A 20865-nucleotide genomic window follows, 5' to 3' on the forward strand; every position below is an offset into this window, starting at 1 on the left:
ACCATGAATAAGATGAAAATACATACAATAATAGGAGCAGGGCTTTTCGCCCTGACTTCTACTGCACTTTTCGCATGCAGTGAGATAGAAGACGGCTCTAATGATATGAGCAGTTGGCCGGAAGTAAAAGATTATGTTACGACCTTGGAGCATCCTTGCATGCTCCATACGGAAACGGATTTTGAGTTCGTAAAAGGAAAGGTACAATCCGGTGCACAGCCTTGGAAGAACGCATTCGACCATTTAACTCGTGGTGGAAACAACTTGTCGCAATCCGGCTATAAGGCATCTCCTGTGAAATTGTTGGCACGTCTCGACCAAAATAACTGGGCGGGTAAATATCCTAATGACTGGAATAATTACACGAAATTGATGAGAGATGCTGCAGCCGCCTATCAATTGGCTCTTCGATGGAAATTGTCGGAGACGGATGGCACACAATATGCAGATGCAGCTATTGCTATTCTGAATGATTGGGCTAAAACCTGTACCGGCTTTATCGTGAACGATAAAGGGGAATTTATAGACCCGAACGAGTTCCTGATTTTTATACAAGTGCATCAAATAGCAAATGCAGCGGAAATAATGCGCTCTTACTCCGGATGGCAGGAAGCTGACCTTGCAAAGTTCAAATCATGGATAGCTGATGTGTTCTATCCCCATATTACGAAATTCCTGTCCACGCACAATGGCAACGAATGTGCGCTTCATTATTGGCTGAACTGGGATTTATCTGCAATGACTGCATTGCTTTCTATCGGTATTCTGACAGATGATAACTTCAAAATCAATGAAGCCATTCAATACTTTAAGTTTGGTATCGGTTCGGGAAATATAGGAAACAGTGTTCCGTTTACACACCTGGACCCGGATAGTAATGAAATGTTGGGACAATGTCAGGAATCAGGTCGTGACCAGGGACATGCTACTTTGTGTGTCAGCTTGTTAGGCGCTTTCTGCCAGATGGCAAAGAATGTGGGTGAAGACCTTTTCATATTCGATGACGGACGTGCATTAGCTATGTGTGAGTATGTGGCTAAATACAATATCGGTGGTGCTGAAACTGGTAGCTCAAGTGCTAGTTGGAAGATGACCGGTTTTAGATATACGGATAATGACTTGCCTTATACTACCTATACTAATTGTAGTGGTAGCTGGGATACTATCTCGGCACAGGAAAGAAGAGAAGGAAAAGATTCCCGTGGTGAGGTGCGTCCTGCATGGGAATTAGTGAACCGTCTGGCACAGGATTATGGAAAATCAAGTATCTATGCCAAGATGTGGGTAGATAAGATGCGTGAGAACGCTGGTCGCGGAAATTCAGATGGCGGAGCCGGTGATTACGGACCTAATAGCGGTGGCTATGACCAATTAGGTTTCGGTACATTGATGTTTGCCAAAGAATAAATAATAAAAGATTCCGTACCGGATGAAGTATAAACGGGGAGAGTGCACAAAGCAAAATCTCCCCGTTTTTTTATTTCAGGGCTATCAATTATATCTTACTTTCTTGGGAAACAACCTTGTTTCCGAAAAAGCAAGATACATTTTTCAGAAAAATATATTAATTTTGCCACAAGTGTTGTATTTTATTAATCTAATGTCGTATGAATAAAAGACTATTAATGTATTTATGCGGTGTAGTGATATGCTTTATGGCTGCCTGCTCCGATAATGAAGATGAACAGACGAAACCACAAGAACAACCCAAAGAAACACCGGAAGTAATAACGGAAGTGGTGGAGACTTTGGAAGAGACGGTGCCTCAGGCAAGTGACTTTGTTGAAGTGTTGAAGAAAGCCGATTTGACAGGAGTTACTGCCGAAAAGATTACCGTATTTGCCGTTAGGAATGAACTAACTAACACAAGAGCGAATGTGGGGCTGGATACAGTGTCGGTGAAACGTCATATCGTTGTCGGTACTCATAAAAAAGAAGAACTGACGGACGGACAGGAGTTGACAAGTGTGAGCGGTGAACAATTACTGGTTTCCAAGGCAGGCGACGAAATTTCTATAAACGGTGTCGTTGTAGCCGGAGAACCGGTACAGGCGGGTGACAGTTATATCTATGTTGTTCCTAAAGTGATACCGGCACGTGAACCCGGTTCATCCGAGCCGATATTGCATTATACCACTCTTAAGGTTAGGAAATTGACAGGAGATGATTATGGTACTTCCTCGCCATTGGAAGGCGTTGTTGTAAAAGCGTTGAACAGCACCAGGGATTCGTTGGCTCGTTATGAAACAAATAGTTCGGGTGAAGTGACAATCAGTCATGCTTCCGATACCATTTTCTATCAGTTGTATAAAGCCGGTTATCAAACGTATGTTGACTGGAATGTCGACGGTAAGATTGACGAGAACGAACTGATACCGGAAGGGGGATTGAATATGGTCATCTACACTGCTAGCGGAAACAAAACAGAAAGCTGCTTCATGAAAGAACAGGCGGATGATGAAATGCCATTGGATGAGGCAAAGGAGCAGTGGCAGTCTTGCATTAAGAATTTCTACGACCAGAACCGTGTACTTAATCAGAAGTTGTGTTATGGATTTGGCAATTTCTCATATCGTAACGATATTGATTCCTGTTCTTATGAGTATTGGAGAACGGCTTATAAGGCAATTGATTTAGGCGTACGTCTGCAAAAGAAAGGTGCAAATGTAGGTTCTTCCTGGAAGGACTTCTCCAATTCAGTACAAATAGACATGAGTTTGATTTATGCTGATATTCTGGGATTTTATAGTAAGGCTATGATATGGGATGCCGGAAGTGATAGATTTGTAAGTGATACGAACGCTTTGATTCAATCTTTGGATAAAGTGGTGCAAGAGCTTTCGGAACAACAGAAGGGAGCTGCTTATGCGATAGCCGCAAGGGTTTACCTGAATCAGAAAGAATATAATAAGGCATATGAGTATTGCGAGAGAGTGATAGCTATGGAGCGGTATGGACTTGTTCCAAACAAGGACGTATTTGCCAGCCAGACGAATAAATCAGTACTTTGGAGTGGTTATAAAGATGATAACCTGACTTTGGCTAAAGGAACTTATTACCACCTTCTCCGTTATCAGGAAGTCCTTTTGATGAAGTCGGAAGCGGCTAATGAATTGGGTAAGATAGCGGAGGCAATAGCTCCTTTAAATCAAATAATGCTGGCAGAAGGAAAAGCGGAAATAGCACCTGCAGGTTCTACTAAGGAAGAAATCAGAAAATATATTAATACATTGTTTGATACCTATTTGCAACATGAAGGCTTGGAATATTTGACTTGGAGACGCTGGGGAATACTGGATGCAAAGATTGGAAACAAGTTTGGCTATCAGTCTCCTAAGAACTCGTTACTCCCGATTCCTAAGGCAATCTCGATACAATATCCGGAAATGACACAGAATCCGGGATATTATTAAGTCAGTGGTTATATGGTTAGGAAATCTTTCCGGGTAAACTGATGAATAAGCCGGACTTGAAGAGAGAAAACCGATAGGTTAGAAGATTTATAGAAAAAATAGTGAAGGGGATTAGGTATTTACCTAATCCCCTTCGTATATATAAGCAAATAGGTCAGTAAATAGATTGTTTGAAAGAAAAGATATTAGATTCGGTTTTCAAGAGATGATTCGTTTTTTATAAAGGTAGAAAGAACCTGTTTTTAGGAATAACAATTGAATTTTGAATGAAATTGATTAGTAAGGTATATGCGTAAAAAGATTCTGTTTTTGGCAGGGATGATGGCTTGCTGTACATGGGCAGGCGCACAAGAAATCTCTAAGACCTGGGTGGCTGATAAGGGAAATGGAACTTATCAGAACCCGGTTCTTCATGCTGATTATTCCGACCCGGATGTATGTGCAGTCGGAGAAGATTTCTATATGACGGCATCCAGTTTTAATTGTATTCCCGGAATTCCTATCCTTCACTCCAAAGATTTGGTGAATTGGTCGCTGGTGAACTATGCGTTGCCGGTGCAGGAACCGAAAGAATTTTTCGATAAGGCACAGCACGGCAAGGGCGTATGGGCGCCTTCTATCCGTTTTCATAACGGGGAGTTTTATATCTATTGGGGCGATCCGGACTATGGAATCTACATGATAAAGGCGGAAGACCCGAAAGGAAAATGGAGCAAGCCCTTATTGGTGAAAGCCGGAAAAGGGATGATTGACGCCACTCCTTTGTGGGACGAAGACGGAAAGGTATATTTGATATACGCTTATGCGGGAAGCCGTAGCGGAGTGAACAGTATCCTTGTGATTTCTGAACTGAATGCGGAAGGAACGGAAGTTATCTCCGACCCGGTAATGGTATTCGACGGTAACGATGGAAAGAACCATACAGTAGAAGGTCCGAAACTTTACAAGAGGAACGGATACTATTATATTTTTGCTCCGGCAGGTGGCGTGGCTGCCGGTTGGCAACTGGTGCTTCGCTCAAAGAACATCTATGGCCCTTACGAATCAAAAATCGTGATGGCACAAGGCAAAACGAATATAAACGGTCCTCATCAAGGCGGTTGGGTAGATACTCATACAGGTGAATCCTGGTTCGTTAATTTTCAAGATAAAGGGGCTTACGGGCGTGTGATTCACCTGAATCCGATGACTTGGGTAAATAACTGGCCGGTAATCGGAGTGGATAAAGATAAAGACGGTTGTGGTGAACCGGTGACTATATATAAGAAGCCGAATGTAGGAAAGACTTATCCGGTAGCTACTCCGCCGGAAAGTGATGAATTCAATACCCGCCATTTAGGATTACAGTGGCAATGGCATGCTAATAAGCAAGATACTTACGGATTCACTACCGACTTGGGATATATCCGCCTGTATGCGGGCAGCCTTTCAAAAGAGTTTGTGAACTTTTGGGAAGTGCCGAACCTGTTGATGCAGAAGTTTCCTGCGGAAGAATTTGCAGCCACTACCAAGTTGACGTTTACCGCAAAACAGGATGGCGAACAAGCCGGACTTATCGTGATGGGGTGGGATTACAGTTATCTTTCTATCCGTAAGGCTGGTGATAAGTTTATTCTGCAACAGGCAGTCTGCAAAGATGCGGAACAGCAGAATCCCGAACAAGTGAAAGAATTGGCAAGTATTCCGGTAGAATATCTGAAGATGCCCGGTGTAGCAGATAATGAATGGAAAACAGTTTACTTGCAGGTCAAAGTCCGTAAAGGTGCTGTTTGTACATTTGCTTATAGCTTGGACGGAAAGAAATATACGACAGTAGGAGAACCTTTCACCGCCCGCCAGGGCAAATGGATTGGAGCCAAGGTCGGTGTATTCTGTGTAACTCCTAACGATGGCAATCGTGGTTGGGCAGATGTAGACTGGTTTAGAGTAAATTAAAAATTAAGAATTAACACGAAGATATTAGATTAAGATGAAAAAAATTGTAGTAGGTCTGGCTGTGATGTTAGGGTTTTGTACGTGTGCTCATCGGCCTTCCGGTACATTGGATGTGAACAAGGCATTGGATTACTGTGCAGAGCAGACACAACGTACGCTTGCGGAACTGAAAACAGATTCCGGGATTGACTATACGATGATGCCGCGTAATATCATGGCGGACGAACAACACTGGAACTGTCGTAAAGCTACGAAAGAAGAATGGTGTGCCGGTTTCTGGCCGGGAGTGCTGTGGTACGATTACGAATATACAAAGGATAAGAAGATTCGGGAAGAAGCGGAGAAGTTCACAAACTCCCTGGAGTTTCTTTCCAAGACTCCGGCTTTCGACCATGATTTGGGATTCCTCGTCTTTTGCAGTTATGGGAACGGTTATCGCCTGACCAAGAATCCGGCGTACAAGCAAGTAATTCTGGACACAGCCGACACATTGGCTACATTATTCAATCCGACAGTAGGGACAATCCTTTCATGGCCTCGCGAAGTGAAACCACGCAACTGGCCGCACAATACAATCATGGACAACATGATTAACCTCGAAATGCTCTTTTGGGCGGCAAAGAATGGCGGCAACCCCTACCTGTATGATGTAGCGGTAGCTCATGCGGATAAGACTATGAAATGCCAGTTCCGTCCCGATTATACTTCGTACCATGTAGCTGTATATGATACCATTACAGGAAATCTGATTAAAGGAGTCACCCATCAGGGATATGCTGACAGCACTATGTGGGCACGAGGGCAGGCATGGGCAATCTATGGATATACCGTAGTCTATCGTGAAACGAAAGACCCTAAATATCTTGACTTTGCGCAGAAAGTGACCGATGTCTATTTGGAAAGGCTTCCCGAAGACAAAGTGCCCTACTGGGATTTTGACGACCCGAGTATTCCGAACGCTCCCCGTGATGCTTCGGCAGCTTCGGTGGTTGCTTCCGCTTTGCTCGAACTGTCTACATATCTTCCGAACGGAACGGGAAAACGCTATAAGGATGCGGCTGTCGAGATGTTGACAAGCTTGGATTCTGATAGCTATCAGAGTGGTAAAAGCAAACCCTCATTCCTGCTGCATAGCGTAGGGCATTGGCCGAACCATTCGGAAATTGATGCATCCATCATCTATGCGGATTACTATTACATCGAAGCATTGCTGAGATTGAAACGCCTGCAGGAAGGACAGGGAGTGCTTGGATAAAAAAGGATTTGAGCAAGAAAGAGTTTAAAACAAGAAAGTACTTGAACAAGAAAGAACTTGAATAAAAAGACTGGGACAAAGTCTGAAAAAGAAATGCTCTGCAAGAACTATTCATTCTCTGCAGAGCATTTTTACTGGTTAGGGGTCAGGTTGTTTATTTATTATTGTTTCACCTTGATGATGTCATAATTCAAATCGCTGACAGCTTCCTGTAAGCTATCGTTCACCAGACGGAGAGTAGTATCGTTTACAACTACGAAATACATCGGCTCGTCATTACTATCCTTCGGAGTTAACTTAACAGCAGTTACAGGTTTTTTGTTCACGACTTTGTGTACAGTCTGCTGTTTTCCTTTAGAAGTGAAAGTTTTGTTTTTGCCTTGACCTTCTGCATCGAGGTAAGTCATATCCAGTGTATAAGTGGTATCTACACCGTCGGTTGCAGCGTTCAGGGTCAGTACATAGTCGATGCCCGGACCGTCGGCAGCAGGGAGAGTACCAGCGTAAACTTCAGTCATTTCAGTGATTGGAGTCATGGCAATGGCAAGACTGTCTGCTTCTGCCTCTGCGGTTTTGTTGGCTTTTGATTGGCAAGATGCCAAAGCAGCTACGACGGCTGCTAACATAATTACTTTTTTCATCGTTAAGTGCTTTAAATTAATATAAAATAGTGAGCTATACGCTCGGTTTATCATTATTCTTCATCCCGTTTGATGACCAGCAGTTTGTCTACTCGTCCCCGGTCCATGTCTACTACTTCGAATTGCAGGTTCTTGTAAGTAAAGATGTCTCCGGCTTTCGGGATACGGCCTATCAGAAACATTGCCAGTCCGCCTAACGTGGTGAAGTCTTCCGATTCCAAGTCTTCATAAGACAGGATTCCCATCTCTTCCATGAAGTCGTCGATGTTCATCGAAGCTTCCACCAGCATCGAACCGTCCTGCCTTGTGACGATTTCTTCTTCTTCCGTTTCGTCCTCTTCGAGGATGTCTCCAAAGATACTTTCGGTCAGGTCGTGCAGTGTGATAATGCCTTCTGTACTGCCATACTCGTTAACAACAACTCCGAACTTATTTTTGTTCTTCTTGAATAGCTCTAAAACTTTATTTGCATACAAACTTTCCGGTATAAAGAGGGGCGGGCGGGCTATCTCACGCAGATTGAACTCCTTCAAATTGCCCATCATCAAGATAATATCCTTTACGGAAACCACTCCGATAATCTCGTCTTTCCGTTCGTCCACCAGCAGATATTTACTGTAATGTTCTTCTTCAATGACTTTCATCACCTTTTCCCGCGTATCGTCCGGATGAAGGATGATGAGGTCCCTGCGGTGTGTCATTAGTTCGTTGGCGCGTTTGTCCGAAAAGCGGAACACGTCGCGTATCATTTCCGTCTCTTCCTTGTCAATCACCCCCTGTTCCGAACTTTGGTGGAGAATCATCTTTATCTCTTCCTGCGTCATGGGGCGCTCTTCGCTTTTCAAGCCGATAAGCCTGTTCAGCAGTCGGGTGGAGATACTGAGTAACCAGACAAAAGGATAGGATACCTTTGTCAGCAGAATCATAATAGGGCTGAATAAGATTGCATACCTTTCCGGGTTGCTGAGAGCGATGGATTTAGGAACCAACTCTCCGATGATAAGGGAAAGATAAGTGATGATTGCTACGGTAGTAACCATAGCCAGATTGCGTGCGTACGCTTCTGCTCCCGGAATAAGAGAGAACAGAGGAACCAGGTCGTCCGCGATGGCTACTCCACCATAAGCACCGGATACGATACCGATAAGGGTAATGCCGATTTGGATAGTAGACAAGAACTTTTCCGGTTCTTCCAGTTGTTTTAATACTCCGCGTGCGGATTTATTGCCTTTGGCTACGAGGGTTTCGAGACGTGCTTTGCTGGAAGATACCAGCGCAATTTCATACATGGCAAATACGCCATTCAGTATGAGTAAGAGAAGAATAATAAGAAATTCCATAAATGGATTTAAATGGTTATTGCTTCGAAATTACATGAAATCACGACACTATGCAAATCTATGTAACATATTAATGAAAATTTAATAATCGTGTTGTCTTTTTTTGTATTAGAAACGGGAAAGGGAATACCGAAATGGCAGAGCACTCCGGTATTCCCTTCCTTATTATATTATAAAGAGATAAACTCCTTATTTCTTAGCGTAGCTGTCTGCTTTAGCTTTGGCGCGTTCGATACGTTTCGCAGTATCCGGGTGAGAGGAGAACATTCTCTGCACGTAAGAAGATTGCGGAGCACCCTTTGCCAGTTCAGCCAGTTTGGTTAATGAATTAGCCATAGCGTAAGGGTCGATGTTGTTTTTTACGCAGAATTCAACGCCATATTCGTCTGCTTCGTTTTCTTGCTTTTGTGAATACTGTGCGCCGGCAAGAGCTTCTGCCATAGCTCCCAGTTCAGAGTCGGTCAGTTTGGCAACCTTGTCGCTAGCTGCTCCCGCTGCATTCTTCACTGCCGAGCGGAGATAGGCGTTCTTCATTGCGTCTTTAGAGTCTGTGTGAACCACGTGACCGATTTCATGTCCGATCACTGCCATCACTTCTTCGTCAGTCATAACGTCCATCAGTCCGGCACAGATGCGTACACTACCGTCGCCACAGGCAAAGGCATTGACGTCTACTACTTCATAAACACCGAAGTCCAGTTTCAGCCCGTCCATCTCTTTGATGTTCCCGGTCAGTTTCTCTAAACGTTTGCCATACTCTGTGTCAGGTTTTGTCAGTGGATTATGCGCGTCCATCCATACCATATATTCCTTACTCATGTTGGCGATGTCGGCATCCGATAAAGTAACTGCCGATACTACGTCTTTTCCTGCTTGCAGGGCTTTCCCTACATTAAATTTCTTTCCGAACTGTGCGGAAGCTGTCATTCCCATGCCTAATAAAACCAAGGCAATCATAGCAATTTGTCTTTTCATACTCTTTTAATTAATGTTCAATTATAAAATTAATATTCAAATGTGATTCCTAAGGTTGGTAGTAATGTCCCGCTCGATTGTTCAATCCGCTTCATCCGATAGTGCCTGCTATCGGCGGGAGCTTCCGGGTTTTCGACAATCCCCGTGCTCATAAGTACATCCTGCTGTTTCAGTTTACTCATGGTGATATTTTGCAGGTCGATATAAAATCCCAGCATACAATGTTTCAGATAGAATGTCTTGTCGATGCGGATGTCTGCCTGTGCAAAAGCGGGAAGGCGTTCTTTATTGTATCTCGAATAATCATAGTACGCTTTTCCTTGCGCATCCCATGCGGATACAAGCGATGATTTCTTCTCGTCATAAGGCGTGTAGGGAGCACCGCCGATACAACTCACTTTCATTCCGACGCTCCATTGATGGGGGAGATTATAAGTCCCGCGCAGGTTGAAGATAAACCGGTTGTCCCATGCAGACGCGATGTACTCGCTCTCTTTGTCGTTGCGGTATTCACTTTTAAATAAGGTAAAGGAAGAAGCAAGGTTAAGCTTCTTGGCAATGAGCCATTTCACTAGAATCTCTGCGCCGTAGGAACGTCCCTGCGCGGTGGAAGCCAGTAATTCATTTCCGACTACTCCGTAGTCATTCCCTTTGCAGGCAAGCGGAATCCCGTCTGCAATAGAGAGGGGTATCTTATCATAATCTTTGTAGAATCCTTCGACGGAGACTTCGAACGAATCTCCTTTGCGCCAACTGATCCCCAGGCTTTCCTGGCTGACTTTCATGTAGCGGAGATTGTATTTGTTGGCATACGTCCCGTTATTGTTCTTAAAGCCGAGAGCCGTGTAAGGGGGAAGCTGGTAGTAAAGTCCCGCGTTTCCGCTGACAAACCAGTGGTCGGTCAGTTGGTAAGAGAGTGATATGCGTGGAGACAGTTGGTCGGAGAGCGACTTCATTGCCGACGAATAATTATTGGCATCCGCTCTTAGTCCTAAAGAGGCCGTGAAACGGTCGTCCATTGACGAATAACTGATGGTTCCGAAAAGTCCCCAGCGCAAAATACCTAAATAGGTGTGATAGTCGAACGTTTGTGCCTGGTTGGTATATACTTTCTGGAAGGTAGTATTGGAATATTGGCTGTAATCCAGATTCACTCCAAGATTGATTTTCCAATTTCGGAAAGAAGAATTGTTCTCGAAACGGAATTTGGTTTCCTGTTCGGTGGAACGAAGGCGGAGCATCAGATTCTCTGGAATGCTTTCGTCGTTCTGGCGATATTTCGTGTTGCGGTTGTTCAGATAACTGTGGCTGACAACCAGTGATTGTACATGCGCGCCTGCATAATGGCGATATACAGCGCCCAGCGTAAATGTCTCCTGTTTGATTTTGGGCAGATAGCTGAGAATATATTCGTTGTCTTCGCTGTCGGCTTTCGTATTCAGACGCATGTTGTCGATGCCGCCCAGTCCCAGTACGGTGAGTTCGTTCCGTTCGTCGAAGCGGGTTTTCAGTTTGAATTGGGCGTCGGTGAAAGTCGGCAGGAAAGGCAGGTCGAGCATGTCAAACAGGAATTGCAAGTAGGATTGGCGCACGGATACCAGATAAGAGGTCTTTTTCCCTATATGCCCGTTGGAAGCGAGGGAGACTTCGGAAGCACCGAGAGTTGCCTTCAGTGAGTTGCGTTCCATATCTCCGTCACGCAGTTTGAAGTCGAGCACCGAACTGAGCGCATTTCCTTTGTCGGTGGGGAAAGCTCCGGTGTAGAAGTTCACTTCACGTATCAAGTCGGCATTGAGGATGCCTACGGGACCGCCGGATGCTCCTTGTGTGCTGAAATGATTAATATTGGGTATTTCCACTCCGTCCAGATAAAAGCGGTTTTCGAAAGGAGAACCGCCACGCACGATAAGGTCATTGCGGTAGCCTATCGGTGAGAAGGCGACTCCGGGATAAGACTGTACGATACGTGAAATGTCACGGTTAGCTCCCGGGCTCTTTTCTATTTCTTGTAGTCCGATAATACGCAGACTGACGGGACTTTCCATATCACGGCGGAAAGGAGATGCGGTGACGGTGACTCCTTCGAGTTCGGTCAGGTTCTCTTCCATCTCAATCGGGATATTCAGGTTTCGGGTGGAAAGAATGTATTCGGGAGTGGTGACACTTTTATAGCCGATGGCTGTTGCTTGTAGGCGATAGATGCCGGGAGGTACTTGTTCAATCGTGAAATGTCCTTCTGCATCGGTGACACCGCCTTTGTTCAGCCCGATAACCATCACATTGATGAACTCCAATGGTTGACGACTGTTCTTGTCAATCACTGTTCCCTTTATTTGATGCACAGGCTGTGCTTGCAGCAGGGGGAGTAATAAGGTGCAAAAAAAGAAAAGTGTCAGAAGTCTTTTCATACAATTATAGTTAAGTGCTGCAAAAATACGAAAAAAGTAGTACGGAATAGCATCTTTCGTAATTTAAAATAAAATATGTATCTTTTTGGTTACTCTTGGTTTAGATAGGGGAAAGTTAGCAGGATTTTGTTTCACATTTCATTTATATGTTTTATTTTTGTAGGACATATTAAAAACAGATTCCTTATGAAGACTGTAAAATTGATAACTTGCAATGACGCGATGCAGGCGCATATCCTACAGGGAGCGTTGGAGAATGAGGGGATTGAGTCTGTTCTGCATAATGAGAACTTCTCATCCTTATATCGGAATTGTGTGAACAGCATAGCAGGAGTGGATATTTTAGTGATAGAGGAAGACTATGAAAAGGCAGTTCAGGTGCTGAAGGATAACGAGAGTTGGCCGGAAGAATTGACGCTTTGTCCCTATTGTGGTACACCGGATATAAAGATGGTGCTAAAAAAAGGGAAACGGTTGCGTGCGATTGGCGCGATAATTTCTGCGATATTTATGGGAATGGTCCTACTGGGAAACAAGAGTTGGGAATATACTTGTAGACGTTGTCATAAGAATTTTGATATGCCTGTTTCCAAATTCCCGCCTTCGAAGAAAAAGGAAGAATGAAACTTTATCTAACTATATACACATAATGAATAAGAGAAATTTTCTGTTAGCTTTATTATTATTAGTACTGGTAGCGCCTTCTTTTGCTGCCCGGGTAGATACCTTATTAGTTAAAAGTCCTTCCATGAATAAAGATGTGCAGGTGATAGTCGTTACTCCAGATGTTGCACTGGGGAAGAAAGCAGTGGCTTGTCCCGTCATCTATCTGTTGCACGGTTACGGCGGAAATGCAAAGACATGGATTCAGGTAAAGCCGAATCTTCCGCAGATTGCGGATGAAAAAGGAATTATCTTTGTTTGTCCGGACGGAAAGAATAGCTGGTACTGGGATAGTCCGAAAAATCCGTCTTACCGTTACGAAACCTTTGTCTCATCGGAACTGGTGAAGTATATTGACGAGCATTACAAGACGATTGCCGACCGGAAAGGACGTGCCATCACCGGCTTGAGCATGGGCGGACACGGGGCGATGTGGAATGCTATCCGTCATAAAGATACGTTTGGTGCAGGCGGAAGTACCAGTGGTGGAATGGATATTCGTCCGTTCCCGTTAAACTGGGAGATGGCGAAGCAGTTGGGGGAATTTGCACATAATAAGAAGTCATGGGACGAACATACGGTTATCAATCAGATTGACAAGATAGAGAACGGGGATTTGGCAATCATTATCGACTGTGGTGAATCGGACTTTTTTCTGAATGTGAACAAGGATTTGCACAACCGCCTGCTGGCTAGAAAGATTAATCATGATTTCACTACCCGTCCGGGCGGACATACCGGAAAGTATTGGAATAACTCTATTGATTACCAAATCCTGTTCTTCGATAAGTTTTTCAAGAAATAAAAAGGCTAATACTTGACTTTCGCTTTTTGATGTCGTATCTTTGGATACATAATCATAAAATAGATTGAGGTTAAACTACGATAGAAGGAGAAAGTGAGAGCTTTCTCCTTTTTTGTTGTATGCCAAAGGAACGGAGAGCTTTCTCCCGGCTTATAACGGGGGTAAACCCGCGGGTAAAGAGGTTTTAGCTGCCGGATGATGGTAAATCAGACGCTTTGTTAAGTAGAATCAGATGCTCTGTTCGGTGAAAACAGACGCTCTATCAGATGAAAACCGACGCTTTGTTTGGTAATAAATAAGGTTGAGGCATGAAAAGAACCTTTATTGGTTAAGAATTTGTAATTCTGCTCTTGACAAAAATGGAGTGACTCTGCTGGTTTATACTGTGGGTTGCTGTTCGGAATGAAAAATTATTCGAAAGAAATGGAGATGTTGCGTGTGTATGGATAATAACCGGACTCTCCTTTGGCATAGGTAGTTTGACAACCCATCTTTTGGGGATTTCCTTCTTTATCAAACTCATATGTATAGATCGTTTGTTCATTATCGCCTTCTGCCGGAAAACTACGTGCTGTGAAATGGCGCGGAGCCTTACCTAATAATCCTGCATAAAGAGCTTCAATATGGAATGTCAGAGGATGTATCTCTAATAAACCTAGACATGGCAGATGGTATTTTGAACTTTCCTCTCCCGGTTCATAAATGAACTTATTTTCAAAGCCGTTCAAGGTGGAACTGATAGATGTTATATCTCCATTATCGTAGGTTAGTGATGTTGATGAATATTCTGTTCCATCAATGCTTTCGGTAATTCCGGTTAAATATCCTTCTATAGAGTAAGAAAATAAATAGATACGATTTTGCGAAGACGAAGTATATGTGCATTGGCTGGCATAGCTTTCACTGTTCAATGTATATATTAAAGTGAGATAGTCACTAGCAACTGTTACTAGATTGTCAGAGTAGCTCAAATTTACTTCGTGGCTGATTTCTTCTTCGAAATATCGTTGCTTTATAATATGTTGGATCAGGCACTCTCCATCGAACGTGAATTTCTCTGTTTTGTCTACAGGTTTTGAATCGTTCTTGACGTTTTCGTTGAAAATCATAGACCATTGTCTGTTACCTTCTCCTGTCTCCTTTTCATCATCCGAACAACTGAATGCCAATATTGCCAGTAATAAAACAACTATTTTTTTCATTCCTTCTTATTTTAGTCGTAATCCACCGGTAAACCGTCTGCTTGCCGGGCTTATTGCACTTTTCTCTATTTTGAATTGTGCTTTTGTCGTTTCTTCGGTTTCTTCTTCTTTAGGTGGATAAGTCCCGTTCAATACTCCGAGAGCGACACTCAACAAAGCTTCTTTTTCATCACCGAAAGGCAGGAAAGTTAAGTAGTCTGTTGAAGCATTGACTGCGTATGTTGGTTTGAATCCGGGATAAGTATCATGCTCAGAGTCATAGATAGTAGCTACAACCGGATTGACTGACCATTGGAATTCTTCGTTGATGAATTGTTCCGTAGCTACATTTTGTCCTTTAGTTGAACTACCGATAGCTATTAATTTCTGAATCTTTCCGTTTAGGCAGTGCATCAACATTTCCGGAGCCCCTGTTGTTTCTCCACTAATCAGAACGATAAGGGTTGCTAAATCCAGATTTTTGCCGGAAGGACTTAATAGTTCCGAATCAAATGTCAGAGTCACATCCTTATCTGTGTTTTTATCATTATATTCAAGGAATGCCATTGTTTGGTTAAGATAATAGGAAGATACAAGCATGGTGCTTAATAGTTGCGCACATTCAATGCTCCCCCCTTTATTATATCGCAAGTCGAGTATCACTTTATTGATATTCTTTTGATAGAGTTCGTTCGACCATTCGCGTAATTCGGTATTGTATTTTTCCAGATTATCTTTCGTCCCTGCTGTAAAACTGTTGTACATCAAATAACCTGCTTTTGTGCCGTCAGTCAGCGTTAAAATTTCCTTGCAGTGAATTGGGTTGTCAACTAGCGGTACGGCTGCACCTATTTCTACCGGTTCGCCTACCGGTACAACCCGGTAAATATCTTCTTCTTCCTCACCTTCTACTGGAGGCTCTGTGGGGGGCACAAGTTGATATTTGCCCAAAGTTACTTCCAAAGGTTTTATTCCTTGTAGCAGTTGGCTCTCATATTTTTTACTAATATAAGAGGTGTCTACTTTTACAATCCAGTCACCTCGTTTCAGTACGGTAGCTGCTGGCGAACCGGGAATAACATAAGTAATCAATGCATTGTAAGCTGTATCTATATCCGGGTTGCGGACTAGTGAATAATCAAATCCGTAACTAGGCAGCGGAGTCTCCATCACGGAATCCACGAACGAATAACTGTCGTTTTTCGATTTTACTTTAGACAGGAACGTAGCAGGTTCCTGAAACAGGTTCACATCATCATAGGAAGGTAGGTCTTGATACCACAGATAATTCTGTTGCATGATGTCGTACATCCACGTGTCCAATGCAGTCATGTGGGCATACTCTGGCCAACGGTCGACACCGCAGGAGAAAAAGCCGCTGATAAATACGATAACCAGGGCAGGTATAAGGATTATCTTTCTTAAATTTGTCATTATAAAAAGCTTTTCACTGTGCAAATGTAGGAAATACTTTGCTTATCTACCACATTTATGGTATAAAAATGCCTTTAATGTGTGATTGGCTGTTAGAGAATTCAGCCTTATCTTTGTATCGTTAAAGTTTTCAATAGGTATTGGTTATTATTAGGTCTTTAATTGTTATAGAGTAAGTTATTAATAGACGAATTATTTTTCATGGATATAGCTGCATTATTATCAGGGGGTGTCGACAGTTCGGTTGTCGTACATCTCCTTTGCGAACAGGGATACAAGCCGACTCTTTTCTATATTAAGATTGGCATGGACGGAGCGGAGTATATGGATTGCTCGGCAGAGGAAGATATTGAGTTGTCTGCTGCTACGGCCCGAAAGTACGGTCTGTCTTTGGAAGTGGTGGATTTGCATCGGGAGTATTGGGACAATGTGGCGGCATACGCTATTGACAAGATTAAGAAAGGGCTGACGCCGAACCCCGATGTAATGTGTAACAAGCTGATTAAGTTCGGTTGTTTTGAACAGCGTATCGGAAAGGATTTCGACTATACAGCGACCGGTCATTACGCTACTACCTTGGAACGTAATGGCAAAACCTGGCTTGGCACTGCCAAAGACCCCATAAAAGACCAGACTGACTTCCTTGCACAAATTGATTACCTGCAAGTCTCCAAACTGATGTTCCCTATTGGTGGACTGATGAAGCATGAAGTGCGCGAAATAGCGCTAAATGCGGGATTGCCGAGTGCCCGGAGAAAAGATAGTCAGGGTATTTGCTTTCTCGGAAAGATAGACTATAATGATTTTGTCCGTCGTTTCCTTGGAGAAAAGGAAGGGGCGATAATTGAACTTGAAACAGGAAAGAAAATAGGTACACATCGCGGCTATTGGTTCCATACCATCGGACAGCGCAAGGGACTTGGGTTGAGTGGTGGCCCCTGGTTTGTAATAAAGAAAGATATTCAGGAAAATATTATTTATGTATCCCACGGTTATGGCGTGGAAACGCAATATGGCAATGAGTTCCGAATCAACGACTTCCATTTTATTACGGACAACCCCTGGACAGAACAGAATAAGGAATTGGACATAACCTTTAAAATCCGTCATACTCCGGAATTTACCAAAGGTAAACTAGTGCAGGAAGGAGAAAAACAATTTCGCATCTTATCTTCTGAAAAGTTACAGGGCATTGCTCCGGGACAGTTTGGAGTTGTTTACGATGAAGCTGCGGAAATTTGTGTGGGGAGCGGGGAAATCTTCTGTTAAATAGTTCTTTTTGAATGGTGAAGATTGGCTAATCAGGATATTTTTCACTACTTTTGTTTCGTAGAATATTAAATAAAGGAGGATTGATTATGACAACAATGGAATTGAAAAGCCTGAAAATGGACTTGGTGGAAGAACTCCTGAGTTTGAATGATAAAGAAATGCTCAATCGGGTAAAGAACTATTTGAAACGACTTAAAAAGATGGAAGCTGAAAAAGAAGAGGAAATCACTAAAGAAGAAATTCTAGCAGGGATTGATGCCGGACTGAAAGAAGTAAAACTTTCAATGGAAGGTAAATTGGATATAAAGACTGCAAGGGAGTTTATCGATGAATTATGAAATTATAGTTAAGCCGACATTTCAGCGAGAAGCTAAGAAGTTGGCGAAGCATTATTCCTCTTTTAAAGAGGATTTTACCTCATTAATAGATGAACTGGAACAGAATCCTCAACTTGGGACGGACTTGGGGCATGGCTTGCGTAAGGTTCGAATGAAAATAACTTCAAAAGGTAAGGGTAAAAGTGGAGGAGCGAGAGTTATTACTTTTACTTTAGTTGTTTCCCAACAGGATGCAGTTTTAAATCTTCTCTATATTTATGATAAAGCAGATAGGGCTTCTATATCCGAAAAGGAAATTGAGCAGCTTTTGAAACAGAATGGACTGAAATAGATTACTCTCAGATATAGTATTCCGCCAAATCCACAATCCCCGCCCGCATCGCATATTTGGTAGCTTCATGCACATTATTCACCCCCAACTTACGAAAGATATTCTTGCGATGGCTATTAATCGTGTGGAAACTAAGATTCTTCTCTGCCGCAATCTCCTTGGTTGTTTTTCCTAACGCAATTTCTTTTAGGATATTCTTTTCCGTTTGCGTCAGCAAATGGTCGTCTACCACTGGTGCAGCTATCGGAGAAGCATTACCAGAAAGCAGTAGATTGCTGACATGATTACAGATATATCGCTGTTTGCGGGTAGCGCATTGGATGGAAGTTATTATTTCTTCCTTGGAGTTATCTTTCATCACTACCCCGAAAGCCATGCTGCTGAATAGTATTTGCCGAAGAAAGCCAAGACTAAGCTCGTCAGAGAATAGAATCCAGTCGGCTTCTTTGAATCGCTCTTGCAGGACGATAAGTTCATCCGCTCCGGCAAAGTCGAACAGTGTATAATCCAGAACAATCACCGCTTGCGGATACAATCGTAGTTGCTGAATCAGCTCTGCCTTATTGTCAGCTTCAAGAAGAGCGGATACATCTTTTTGCTTGCTTAGCAGAAACATCATTCCTGCCTTGCTGATATCCTGATTGTCTGCGATGATGAATTCTCTCATAATTTAAGAACGGATAAATAAAAAACTCCGCTACAAATGTACGCATTTTGCGCGATTTGCAGCGGAGTTGTGATAAGATTCTTGTAACCCGATTACCAGGAACGTCCTTTGAAGATGTTTGACTGGTCGAGCGGAACGATATTTCCGTTCAGTGTCAGGTTATTGTTGCTGAAGTTAGGGCTGATTGTAACTGAAGCATTGTTATCTCCACTGCTCATGGTGATAAATACCTGGGCGGAGATGCCGATACCCTGAACGCTGAAAGAGCAGTTCACATTCCCTTTCTTGTCGACATTCATCTTCATATCTGAAGAATTACCATCTACTGTAACACCACCGATACCGTTAGGGCCGGGATAAGGAGTGTTGAAAGCAGTCTGTACGGTAGCTCTGTTACCATTCATCAGAACGAAGTTGGTGTTTGAAGTCACAAACGCACTCATACCATTACGGAAGATTACCTGATTGGCTTCCAATACAAATTGCTTGTTCTTCAAAGCCTGTACAGCTTGCTGATAGGCTGCCATGTCCTGCACCTGTTCTTCGGCGCGGAGTTTTGCTCTTTCCGCATCTCTTTGAGCTTTTCTGTCTGCGCGGCGTACTGCTGCGTTACTTTCCTGTGCATACATCATCGTGCTTGCACTCACTAATACTAATGCTAATAATGCAATAAACTTTTTCATAACTTTTTTTTGTTTAGGTTTAATACGTTGTCCGTTTATTGCAAAAACAAAGTCTATGCCAGATTGTTCATGAGCGCCTTGCAATTTTATATCCGATAGCTGCGACGGCAATACTCATTAAAGGGCTGATAATGTTGAAAAAACAATAGGGGAGGTACACAAGCGTCGGCACACTCAGGATTGTAGCCTGAGTCATTCCGCAGGTATTCCATGGAATCAGCACGGATGTAACGGTTACTGAATCTTCCGTAGTCCGGCTCAGCAAGCAGCTTTCGTAACCTTTTTTAGCATAAATGTCGCGGAACATATTACCGGTGAGAATGATGCTGATATATTGGTCGGCAGTTGCCAGATTGAGAAAAAGACCGGAACAAACCGTTGCAGTAACCACACTGACTGTCTTCTTCATGAAGCGGACAAAGATGGAAGTGATACTTCCCAGCATGCCACTGGCTGTCATCGCCCCACCAAAACACATCGCACATAAAATCAACCAAACGGTATTCATCATCCCCGACATACCGCGCGTGGCAATTAAATCTGTCAGAACGGCATTGTCAGAATGCAAATTAGTCGCTCCATAGACAGTCATCATCAGACCTTTAAACAGAGAATCGGCACCGGAAGTCATCATCCCTGAAATCTCCCGCAACAAATCCGGCTGAAAAATTAAAGCAAAAATACCAGCCAACAGTGTAGACAGAAACAAGGTAATAATGGAAGGAACTTTCCGGGCAATCAATATTCCCGTTGCCACAGGGACTATCAATAGCCAAGGTGTGATATGAAACTTCGCATTTAGTGCGGCTGCCACTTCCGTGATATGCTGCGTATTGCTCGCGTCGTGCGAGAATCCCGCCACGGTGAAAATAATCAGCGTGATAATGAGGGAAGGAACGGTCGTTATCATCATATAGCGGATATGCCTGAATAGGGGAGTATCCGTTACGGAAGCAGCTAATATGGTCGTTTCCGATAGAGGTGAAACCTTATCTCCAAAATAAGCACCGGAGATGATGGCTCCCGCAATCCATCCATCCTCAAATCCTTGTGCCCTGCCGATACCCATCAATGCGATACCGATGGTAGCAATTGTCGTCCACGAACTACCGGTCATGACGGAGATGAGAACACAAATGATGCAGGTAGATGCGAGGAAGAAACTGGGATGAATGATTTGCATTCCATAATAAATCAGGGTAGGTACTATGCCGCTAATCATCCATACACCGCTTAGTGCACCGATAATGAGCAGAATAATGATAGCTGTTGTCACTCCGGCCACATTGTTGGTAATTGCTATCTCGTAATCTTTCCACGGAATTTTGTAAAAAGCCATACCGATAAGGATGCACACAGCGGTAGTGCTAAGCAATGATACTTGGCTTCCACCACTTAGAGCATCACTGCCGAAAGTGTGAATAGTGGCCACTAACATTAATATGAGTACGATAATCGGTATCAGCGATACAATAGGGGAAGGAGCTTTTTTCATATTAAGTTCTCCGGTACTTTCTTCTTTAT

The 20865-nt window shown here is 43.2% G+C and carries 18 protein-coding genes; 9 read left to right on the top strand and 9 right to left on the bottom strand.

Annotated elements, in window-relative coordinates:
• Window positions 1–3: 3 nt before the first annotated feature.
• From BacF7301_RS14590 to BacF7301_RS14605, 4 genes are all read left to right on the top strand, one after another.
• Window positions 4–1407, top strand: coding sequence for an alginate lyase family protein (locus BacF7301_RS14590; protein WP_167963859.1), 1404 nt, complete (start codon window positions 4–6; stop codon window positions 1405–1407).
• A 200-nt stretch (window positions 1408–1607) separates the two neighbouring features.
• Complete coding sequence (locus BacF7301_RS14595) at window positions 1608–3413, top strand: fasciclin domain-containing protein (RefSeq protein ID WP_167963861.1); 1806 nt, start codon at window positions 1608–1610, stop codon at window positions 3411–3413.
• Between the two features lie 288 nt (window positions 3414–3701).
• Window positions 3702–5348 carry a glycoside hydrolase family 43 protein gene (locus tag BacF7301_RS14600; RefSeq protein WP_167963862.1) on the top strand — a complete coding sequence of 549 codons (1647 nt, stop codon included), beginning with the start codon at window positions 3702–3704 and terminating at the stop codon, window positions 5346–5348.
• 34 nt (window positions 5349–5382) lie between these two features.
• Window positions 5383–6603 (top strand): glycoside hydrolase family 88 protein, encoded by a 1221-nt coding sequence (locus BacF7301_RS14605; RefSeq protein ID WP_167963863.1) that lies wholly within the window; start codon window positions 5383–5385, stop codon window positions 6601–6603.
• Window positions 6604–6764: 161 nt separating this feature from the next.
• On the opposite strand, the gene BacF7301_RS14610 is transcribed toward BacF7301_RS14605, so the two are convergent.
• The 4 genes from BacF7301_RS14610 to BacF7301_RS14625 all read right to left on the bottom strand — a co-directional run bounded on the left by BacF7301_RS14610 (window position 6765) and on the right by BacF7301_RS14625 (window position 11967).
• Complete coding sequence (locus tag BacF7301_RS14610) at window positions 6765–7244, bottom strand: copper resistance protein NlpE (RefSeq protein ID WP_167963864.1); 480 nt, start codon at window positions 7242–7244, stop codon at window positions 6765–6767.
• 53 nt (window positions 7245–7297) lie between these two features.
• On the bottom strand, window positions 7298–8584 hold the full coding sequence (locus BacF7301_RS14615; RefSeq protein ID WP_167963865.1) for a hemolysin family protein: 1287 nt from the start codon (window positions 8582–8584) through the stop codon (window positions 7298–7300).
• Window positions 8585–8773: 189 nt separating this feature from the next.
• Entirely contained in the window at window positions 8774–9559 is a 786-nt protein-coding gene (locus BacF7301_RS14620; RefSeq protein ID WP_167963866.1) for a M48 family metallopeptidase, read from the bottom strand.
• Window positions 9560–9588: 29 nt separating this feature from the next.
• Window positions 9589–11967 carry a TonB-dependent receptor gene (locus BacF7301_RS14625; RefSeq protein ID WP_167963867.1) on the bottom strand — a complete coding sequence of 793 codons (2379 nt, stop codon included), beginning with the start codon at window positions 11965–11967 and terminating at the stop codon, window positions 9589–9591.
• A gap of 186 nt (window positions 11968–12153) precedes the next feature.
• Here BacF7301_RS14625 and BacF7301_RS14630 point away from each other — a divergent pair, with 186 nt between their 5' ends.
• Window positions 12154–12591 carry a putative signal transducing protein gene (locus tag BacF7301_RS14630; RefSeq protein ID WP_167963868.1) on the top strand — a complete coding sequence of 146 codons (438 nt, stop codon included), beginning with the start codon at window positions 12154–12156 and terminating at the stop codon, window positions 12589–12591.
• A 25-nt stretch (window positions 12592–12616) separates the two neighbouring features.
• The gene (locus BacF7301_RS14635) at window positions 12617–13435 is read left to right on the top strand and encodes an alpha/beta hydrolase (RefSeq protein WP_167963869.1); all 819 of its coding nucleotides are present in this window, start codon (window positions 12617–12619) and stop codon (window positions 13433–13435) included.
• A gap of 410 nt (window positions 13436–13845) precedes the next feature.
• Here the strand turns inward: BacF7301_RS14635 and BacF7301_RS14640 are convergent, their stop codons facing one another.
• Together BacF7301_RS14640 and BacF7301_RS14645 are read right to left on the bottom strand one after the other, a co-directional pair.
• Window positions 13846–14637, bottom strand: a complete 792-nt coding sequence (locus BacF7301_RS14640) for a DUF4595 domain-containing protein (RefSeq protein ID WP_167963870.1) — start codon at window positions 14635–14637, stop codon at window positions 13846–13848.
• A 6-nt stretch (window positions 14638–14643) separates the two neighbouring features.
• Window positions 14644–16053, bottom strand: coding sequence for a S41 family peptidase (locus BacF7301_RS14645; RefSeq protein ID WP_245208482.1), 1410 nt, complete (start codon window positions 16051–16053; stop codon window positions 14644–14646).
• A 198-nt stretch (window positions 16054–16251) separates the two neighbouring features.
• On the opposite strand from BacF7301_RS14645, the gene mnmA reads away from it, so the two are divergent.
• From mnmA to BacF7301_RS14660, 3 genes are all read left to right on the top strand, one after another.
• Complete coding sequence (gene mnmA / locus BacF7301_RS14650; RefSeq protein ID WP_167963873.1) at window positions 16252–17319, top strand: tRNA 2-thiouridine(34) synthase MnmA; 1068 nt, start codon at window positions 16252–16254, stop codon at window positions 17317–17319.
• Window positions 17320–17408: 89 nt separating this feature from the next.
• The gene (locus BacF7301_RS14655) at window positions 17409–17660 is read left to right on the top strand and encodes a hypothetical protein (RefSeq protein ID WP_167963875.1); all 252 of its coding nucleotides are present in this window, start codon (window positions 17409–17411) and stop codon (window positions 17658–17660) included.
• Window positions 17650–17991 (top strand): type II toxin-antitoxin system RelE/ParE family toxin, encoded by a 342-nt coding sequence (locus tag BacF7301_RS14660; protein ID WP_167963877.1) that lies wholly within the window; start codon window positions 17650–17652, stop codon window positions 17989–17991. Before BacF7301_RS14655 ends, BacF7301_RS14660 begins: the two co-directional genes overlap by 11 nt.
• Before the next feature lie 7 nt (window positions 17992–17998).
• Here the strand turns inward: BacF7301_RS14660 and BacF7301_RS14665 are convergent, their stop codons facing one another.
• From BacF7301_RS14665 to BacF7301_RS14675, 3 genes are all read right to left on the bottom strand, one after another.
• Window positions 17999–18658: a helix-turn-helix transcriptional regulator gene (locus BacF7301_RS14665; protein WP_167963879.1), complete on the bottom strand. Its 660-nt coding sequence runs from the start codon at window positions 18656–18658 to the stop codon at window positions 17999–18001.
• A 92-nt stretch (window positions 18659–18750) separates the two neighbouring features.
• Window positions 18751–19341, bottom strand: a complete 591-nt coding sequence (locus BacF7301_RS14670) for a DUF4251 domain-containing protein (protein WP_167963881.1) — start codon at window positions 19339–19341, stop codon at window positions 18751–18753.
• A 67-nt stretch (window positions 19342–19408) separates the two neighbouring features.
• Window positions 19409–20836: a Na+/H+ antiporter NhaC family protein gene (locus BacF7301_RS14675; protein ID WP_167963883.1), complete on the bottom strand. Its 1428-nt coding sequence runs from the start codon at window positions 20834–20836 to the stop codon at window positions 19409–19411.
• Between the last annotated feature and the right edge of the window lie 29 nt (window positions 20837–20865).

The sequence above is a fragment of the Bacteroides faecium genome, from assembly GCF_012113595.1.
Classification (GTDB): domain Bacteria; phylum Bacteroidota; class Bacteroidia; order Bacteroidales; family Bacteroidaceae; genus Bacteroides; species Bacteroides faecium.